Origin of the sequence: Streptomyces sp. SID3343 (assembly GCF_009865215.1) — a bacterium.
Taxonomy (GTDB): Bacteria; Actinomycetota; Actinomycetes; order Streptomycetales; family Streptomycetaceae; genus Embleya.
In genome coordinates this window covers 1-7,278 of sequence record NZ_WWJX01001610.1, presented here as the reverse complement: position 1 = coordinate 7,278, position 7,278 = coordinate 1, and the positions used below count along the sequence as shown (strand labels likewise).

Annotated in this window: 6 protein-coding genes; 4 read left to right on the top strand and 2 right to left on the bottom strand. The window is 71.3% G+C overall.

From position 1 onward, the window contains the following. Positions 1-568: 568 nt before the first annotated feature. A complete protein-coding gene (locus GT354_RS51730) occupies positions 569-1,156 on the top strand; it encodes a DUF5998 family protein (RefSeq protein ID WP_161365428.1) in 588 nt (195 codons plus the stop codon). Then, positions 1,153-2,319, top strand: coding sequence for a nucleotide pyrophosphatase/phosphodiesterase family protein (locus tag GT354_RS51725; RefSeq protein ID WP_161365426.1), 1,167 nt, complete (start codon positions 1,153-1,155; stop codon positions 2,317-2,319). The genes GT354_RS51730 and GT354_RS51725 overlap by 4 nt, the downstream gene beginning before the upstream one ends. Positions 2,320-2,764: 445 nt before the next feature. Here GT354_RS51725 and GT354_RS51720 read toward each other — a convergent pair whose 3' ends face one another. Beyond that, positions 2,765-3,544: a VOC family protein gene (locus tag GT354_RS51720; protein ID WP_161365424.1), complete on the bottom strand. Its 780-nt coding sequence runs from the start codon at positions 3,542-3,544 to the stop codon at positions 2,765-2,767. Positions 3,545-3,652: 108 nt separating this feature from the next. Here GT354_RS51720 and GT354_RS51715 point away from each other — a divergent pair, with 108 nt between their 5' ends. Beyond that, a complete protein-coding gene (locus GT354_RS51715; RefSeq protein WP_161365422.1) occupies positions 3,653-4,498 on the top strand; it encodes a sulfurtransferase in 846 nt (281 codons plus the stop codon). Positions 4,499-4,859: 361 nt separating this feature from the next. Here the strand turns inward: GT354_RS51715 and sepH are convergent, their stop codons facing one another. Then, the gene (gene sepH, locus GT354_RS51710; RefSeq protein WP_161365420.1) at positions 4,860-5,981 is read right to left on the bottom strand and encodes a septation protein SepH; all 1,122 of its coding nucleotides are present in this window, start codon (positions 5,979-5,981) and stop codon (positions 4,860-4,862) included. A 421-nt stretch (positions 5,982-6,402) separates the two neighbouring features. Here sepH and GT354_RS51705 point away from each other — a divergent pair. Continuing rightward, positions 6,403-7,278: hypothetical protein (locus GT354_RS51705; RefSeq protein WP_161365417.1), on the top strand; the 876-nt coding region annotated here is incomplete at its 3' end.

Here is a 7,278-nt window from a genome sequence, read left to right as displayed (position 1 = left end):
GGAGCGAAGCGGGGGAGGAAAAGTGGTGCTTCGCGAGCCGGCTCTAAAAAACAAAAAAGCCGCCCGCACTCACGTGCCACCCCGAGCTGTGGCACGTGAGTGCGAAAGCGGCCCCGGTTCGAGAGAGTCGGGAGACGTGCCCCTCCGCGCCTGCCCTCCACATGGCTGCGCATCTCACGTCGACCCGACCACTTCGAACCAAGCCGCCCCGCGCCGGTCGTTTCCCCGAGTGTCCCCGGCACGGAGACGGCGCCACTCGCCCCCCGCACGGGGCACGAGTGTCGCGAGAGATCCGCCGGTGCCACCGTGTGTACGGCGCGTCCCTGTTGCGCCGGCCGGGTCCCTCGAGACCTCAGTCAACCCCGCCGCAGCCGGCCCCGGGAGGGCGCACGGAAGGCGCACGGTGGCGATCCGTAGCCGACGGAACCACAGTGCGCATCCACCTCACCCGCTTGGGTCTGTCATTACGTCGACAAACCGTCACCGGTTCGGCACGACAGGTGCGTAACCGGTCCATTCGACGGGGCGGATGGCGCGCGCGTGCCCCCGGAGATGCCAGGATGGGGGCATGGCTAAGACCACCACCTCGACCCAGGGGCTGCGCACGGCCATCGAGCGCAGCGGCTACTACCCGAGCCTCGTTGCCGACGCGGTCGAGTCCACGATCGGCACTGAGCCGGTCGATGCGTTCCTGGTACACCAGGAGACCACGTTCGATTCCAACGAGGTCCGCCGTCACATCACCGTTCTGGTGCTCACACCAGGCCGTTTTCTGGTCAGCCACACCGACGAGCACGCGCCGGACGACACGTCGCCGACGCCGTATGCCACGACGTCCACCGAGACCGTGCGCATCGACCGGCTCGAGTCGGTCGTGGTCAGTCGTGTCGTGGGCAACCCCGCCGAATACGTACCGGGGGCCCCGCCGCGCGAGGCCGTCCTCACCATCGGGTGGGGCGCGGTCGGCCGAATCGACCTGGAGCCGGCCGGCTGTGCCGACCCGAACTGTGAGGTCGACCACGGTTACACCGGTTCGCTGACCGCCGACGACCTCTCGCTGCGGGTCAGCGAGGCCGCCGACGGTCCCGAAGCGGTCGAGCGCACCCTCACCTTCGCGCGCGCCCTGTCCGAGGCCGTGGCCGGCATCAATCAGTGAGCGCTTCCGTCTGGCTCGACGAACAGCCCCCGGTCCCGTTGCCCCGCTACGGGACCGGGGCGCTGTCCGACCTCCTTCCCTCGATAGCCGCGTCCCTCGGCATACCGGGGGAGGACAACACCCTGAACCTGGCGCCCTCGCGCGCGGCCTGCGTGTTCCTGATCGACGGGCTCGGCTGGGAGCTTCTGCGGGCCCACCCTGTCGAGGCCCCTTTCCTGCATTCGTTGCTCGGCACGTCGTTCGCCGGCAGCGGCTCGCCGCTCACCGCGGGCTTTCCGGCGACCACCGCCACCAGCCTCGCGTCGTTCGGTACCGGGCTCACCCCCGGCATCCACGGCCTGGTCGGCTACGCAGTCGCGGTCCCGGGCGAGAACCGCCTGATGAACCAACTCCGTTGGGTCGAGGACATGGCGCCGCGCGCCTGGCAGCCGTACCCGAGCGTGCTGGAGCGGGCCGCCGAGGCCGGCGTCGACGTGGTCCAGGTCAACGACGAGATCTTCCGGCACACGCCGCTGACCCGGGCCGTGCTGGCCGGTGGCCGTTACGTGGGCGCCGAGTTCGGCGATCGGCGCGTCAAGGGCGTGCTCAAGGCGCTGGCCAAGCCCGGGCCCGTGCTCGTCTACACGTACGCGAGCGAACTCGACCGGTGCGGCCACGGCATGGGCGTCGACTCCCCGGAGTGGCGGGCCGAGTTGCGCCGCATCGACGGCGTGGTGCGCTCGCTGGCCGAGGGTCTGCCCGCCGACTCGGTCCTGTACGTGACTGCCGACCACGGCATGGTCGACGTCGCCCCCGACAACCGGATCGACGTGGACACCGACCCGGGCCTGTCCGCGGGTATCGCCCTGCTCGGCGGCGAGTCCCGGGCCCGGCATCTGTACACCCGCCCCGGCGCGACCAACGACGTGTACGCGATCTGGGACGACATGTTGGGCGACCAGATGTGGGTGCTCACCCGCGACGAGGCGATCGAGGCCGGTTGGTTCGGCCCCGTCGTCGAGGACCGGGTACGGGCGCGGATCGGCGACATCGTCGCGGCCGCGTTCGGCGACGTCGCGGTCGTCGCGTCCCGCCGCGAGCAGGGCGAGTCCCGGCTCACCGGCGTGCACGGTTCGATGACGGCGGCGGAGCAACTCGTACCGCTGCTCGAAGTCCGCGCCTGAGTCGACCGGCCCCCGCACCCCGGGCCCCGTACCCCGCACATCGAACTCCCGCACCGGAACGGGAACAACGCAGGGGCGTCACCCATCGGGTGACGCCCCTGCGTTGTTCCCGTGAGCCGGGTCAGCCCTGCTTGCGCTTCTTCGACGCGACGAGCGTGGCGAGACCCGCGACAGCGGCGAGCGACAGAACGATCTTGAAGAACTTGCCCATGGAATGGACCCCCTCGATGGTCGGCACGATGATGCGTCTCCCGACCACGGCACAGGGTCGCGGGCCGGCCCGGCCCCATGCGTACGTAGGCGCGCGAGGTCCTGCCGATCCCGGAGCCCGCTTTCGGGCGGGAGCCCGTCACGCCCGACTCTACGTCACCCGTTTGGCGCGGGGGCGGGGTGGTTTCGGCCAGCCTGGCGGACGTCGTGCCCGGGCGGGATCGAGCGGAGCGGACTATTCGGGGCTATTGGGATCCGATGCGACGGCGATCACGTTGAACACCGCGCCCTGCGGATCCTGTACGGCCGCCACCCGGCCGTAGGGGGATTCCTCCGGCCCGCGCAGGATCTTGCCGCCCAGGTCGTCCACCCGATCGACGGTCTCGTCGGCGTCGCCCACCGCGAAGTACGTCGCCCAGTGCGGCGGCGGCCCGTTGCGCGCGCCCGCGATGCCGCCGCGCAGTTCGCCCCGCACCTTGAACGTCGCGTAGTCGAAGTCGGCGTCGGACATGTCGTCGTAGGAGAAGTCGAAGACCGATGTGTAGAACTGCTTGGCCCGCGCGCTGTCCGGTGTGTAGAGCTCGTTCCACACCACCGCCCCGGGCTCGTTGACCACGCCCGCGCCGCGGTGGTCGCCCGCCTGCCACAACCCGAACGTCGCGCCCGTCGGATCGGTCGCGAGGGCCATCCGGCCGAACGTCATGACGTCCATCGGCGGCAGGACCACGGTGCCGCCGGCCTCGCCGATCCTGCGGGCCACGTCGTCGGCGTCCTCGGCCGCGAAGTGGATCGTCCACTCCGGCGGGCCCTCCTGATCGGGCATCCGACCCCCCACCCCGGCGACCATGCGGCCGCCCAGAGTGCAGCTCGTGTAGTAGCCGAGCTCGGCCGGGCCGATGGTCGCCTCCCAGCCGAACAGCCCTCGATAGAACGCCAGTCCGGCCTCGACGTCGGGGACGGTCAGGTCCACCCAGCACGGCACCCCGGTGGGATAGGGCGCGTTCCAGTCGCTCATCACTGCCTCCTCGCCAGACGACGAAAAATCGGGACGATACGCCTTCGATGCTGTCACCGGGGCCCGACATGTGCCCGCCGGCGCTGCCGCACGGGGCAGGATGAACGCATGAGTTCCCTGATCTCCGCGACCGACCTGGCCCTCGCCCTCGAACGCTCGTCGCCGCCGCTCGTCCTGGACGTCACGTGGTCGCTCGCGGGGCCGCCCGGAATCGAGAAGTATCGCGCCGCGCACATCCCCGGCGCGCACTTCGTGGACCTGCCCACCGCGTTGGCGGGCCCGCACACCCCGACCGGCGCCGGCGGCCGACACCCGCTCCCGGAGCCGGCCGCCTTCGGTGCGGCCATGCGACACGTCGGCGTCCACCCGGACACCGACGTCGTGGTCTACGACGCCCGCGACGGCGTCCCCGCGGCCCGCGCGTGGTGGCTCCTGCGCCACCACGGGCACGACCGGGTGCGACTGCTCGACGGCGGACTCGCGGCCTGGACCGCGGCCGGACTGCCGGTCACCGACGTGGTGCCCGAGAAGCCCCACCCGGGCACGTTCGTACCCTGCCCCGGCGTGATGTCGGTGCTCGACGCGAAGGCCGCCGCCGCGCTGGCCGCGAGCGAGGACGGGGTGCTGCTCGACGCGCGCGCCGCGGAGCGCTATCGGGGCGAGACCGAGCCGATCGACGCGAAGGCCGGGCACATCCCGGGCGCGGTGAGCGCACCCGTGGCCGACTACGTGCATGCCGACGGCACCTTCCGCGATCCCGCGGAGCTCAAGGCGTACTTCGCCGGGTTGGGCGCGGTGCACGGGGTGCGGGTCGCGTCGTACTGCGGTTCCGGCGCCACCGCCGCGCACGAGGTGCTGGCGCTGTCGCTCGCCGGAGTGCCGGCCGCGCTGTACGCCGGCTCGTGGAGCGACTGGATCTCCGACCCGGACCGCCCGGTGGCCACGGGGGAGTGACTCCGGCAGGCACGGGTGCCCGACCCGGCGAAACACCGACCCCGGGCGAGCACCCGATCCGGAATGCACCCGACTTGCGATGCGCGCGGTCCGGAATGCACCCCGGAACACGCCCGGTCCGGAATACACCCGACCCGGAACGCGCCGGGTCCGGAATGCGTCCGACCCGGAACGCGCCCGGTCCGGAATGCACGCGGCCCCGGAACGCGCCCGGCCCGGAATTCACCCGACCCGGCAGGCGCGCGCGACCCGGTCGTGGGCCGGCACCCGACCCCGAAAACCACCCGAAAGGCCGAGTGCCCCGATCCGTCGGATCGGGGCACTCGGCCTCGACGTTCACACCATCCATGCCGTTGGCGGGTCAGTCCCGGCGTTTGCGCCTGCTGCCGAAGACGATCTCGTCCCAACTCGGCACCGTCGCGCGGCGGCCCGGGCGTACGCCGTCGGCCTCGGCCTGCCGGTCGGTGCTGCCGACCAGGCGCTCGCGGTGCGGACCGACCACGCCGCGCGGGACCAGGACGTTCTCGTACGCGCTGCCGGCGCCCGCCGCGGCGGCGGGCGCTTGGGGTTCCTCTTCCTCCATCGGTTCGGGGCGCTCCACCCGCTCGGGCCGTTCGACCCGTTCGACGCGCTCCGGGCGCTCGATCCGCTCCACCCGCTCGGGTCGTTCGGGCCGCTCGATGCTGCCCACCCTCGGCCGCTCGGCCAGCGCGGTCACGTCGATCCGCATCGGCCCCGGCGACGCCTGCTGCGGCTGGGGCTGCGGTTCGCCGCGAAGTCCCGGAACCGCGTCGAGCAGGCTCGTGATGGCGTCGTCGTCACTCTCGCGCGGGATCGTGGCCAGGCGCGGCCGAAACGGAAACGGGGTCTCGGACACGGCCGGGTGTTCGCCGATCAGCGAACGGGCCTCGTCGTCGTTGGTGGTGACCAGGCGCCGGGGCGGGTCGAAGCTCCAACTCGCGGAACGCATTTCGCCGTCGGCGCGGTAGAGCAGCAGGATTTCCCAACTGCCGTCGTCACGTCGCCACGAGTCCCACTGCACGGACTCCGAGTCGGCGCCACGCAGGTGCAGTCGCTCGGTGACGATCTCGCCGAGCAGCGGTCCGGTGGTCTCACCCTGTCGGCGAATGGGGGTCTTGCGCGCCCGCTCGGCCATGAAGGCGCGTTCGGCGAGCACGGGGCCCTCGAAGCGGCGCACGCGGTCGACCGGGATCCCGGCGAGCTGTGCGACCTCTTCCGCGGTGGCACCGGCCCTTATCCGGGCCTGGATGTCACGCGGACGCAACTGGCTTTCGACTTCGATCTCGATCTGACCGAGCCTCGCGCGGTCGCCCCTGACGGCGGCACGCAGCCGTTCGTCGATGGGCAACATGTACTCAGTGCCGTCGGCAGCCTTCAGCACCAACCGTGTGCCGTCGTTGCTGACGGCCACGACACGCAGTTCGGGCATGGGGACCTCCCGGGTGGTGCCTGCCGACGTCACCTGCGTCGTTGCTCCCGCTACGAGTGTGACCTGCCCAGCCGCAGCAAAGCCACAACCTGACCGAGTTGTCCGGCGTGTCGGTTTTTCTACCCGACCAGCCGAATTGCCGTGGTTACACCATTTCGGGTAGATCCGGGGCGGCGCCCCACCCTGACCTCTGCGGTCGGTTGCCTTCCCCCTTCGCGCACAGGTCTTTCCGGAACCTGGCGTGAACAGTACTCCATTCGGGGGCTCTACCGGGACACACCGCGCCGCAACGGCGAGTCCCGTTCGGACGAGTGGTTTTCGGCCGTCCGGGGTGATGTCCATCACAAGATAGGGCCGATTGGAACGATCCGGATGGGCCATGCGGTCGTAACCAGGGTGAAGTCCTGTTTTTCATGATTAGCCACCGTCCGTGGATGGACGTGCAAGGAAAGTGATGCCGGAAAGGCCCGAAAATGAACGTCGCCGGATCGATGTCAACGCGGTACAAGTCGGGGGTAGTGCCCTGGCGGCCATCTCTTCGGCTTTCCTGCTCTCCACCCTCGGCGTCGCCGGGACGGTGATCGGCGCCGCCCTCGCGAGCGTGGTCGCCACCGTGGGCAGCGCCGTGTACGTCCACCTGTTTCGCAAAACGGGTGAGCAACTGCGCGACGTGCGCGCGCAACTGGTCCCCACCCACGAGGGCGGACCGCGCCCGGATCCCGCCGGGGTGCCCGATCGACCCACGGGCGTGGCGGACCTGAGACCACCGACCGACGAGACCGTCGTGCTGCCCGTGGGCGAGTACGAACCGGCGGATCACCCGACCGACGGCACCGCCGGGTCCGGTTCCGCGACCGGATCGGGCCCGCGTCCCGACGAGGCCGGCGGCAAGCCGGTCTGGCTGGTGCGCTCGATCGTCGCCGCAGTGATCGTCTTCGTCGTCGCGATGGCGGCCGTGACCCTCACCGAGACCGCGCTCGGCCGCTCGTTCGCCAGCCTGTTCGGACACGGCGACAAGGGCGGTTCGACGATCAGCCGGATCGTCGACGACAAGCCCGCGGCGCACGAGTCGCCGAAGAAGCCCGCCGACCCGACACCGGGATCCGAGCATTCGGCCGACCCGAAGAACAGTCACAACCCGGCCGACGACGAGAACAAGGGCAAGGACACGTCGGGCGGCGCCGGCGGCGCGAGCACGCCGAGCCCGACCTCGACCCCGAGTTCGCGGCCGAGCAACAGCCAGGCGCCCCAGCCGGGCGGCGGCTCGACGCCGTCGAACAAGCCGACCACCCCGCCGCGGACCTCGGCCTCCACCGGCGCAGGCCAAGGC

Bases quoted from the DNA above. Each gene is read 5' to 3' on its own strand.
- GT354_RS51730 (WP_161365428.1), top strand. From the start codon at position 569: ATGGCTAAGACCACCACCTCGACCCAGGGGCTGCGCACGGCCATCGAG.
- GT354_RS51720 (WP_161365424.1), bottom strand. From the start codon at position 3,544: ATGAGCGACTGGAACGCGCCCTATCCCACCGGGGTGCCGTGCTGGGTG.
- GT354_RS51715 (WP_161365422.1), top strand. From the start codon at position 3,653: ATGAGTTCCCTGATCTCCGCGACCGACCTGGCCCTCGCCCTCGAACGC.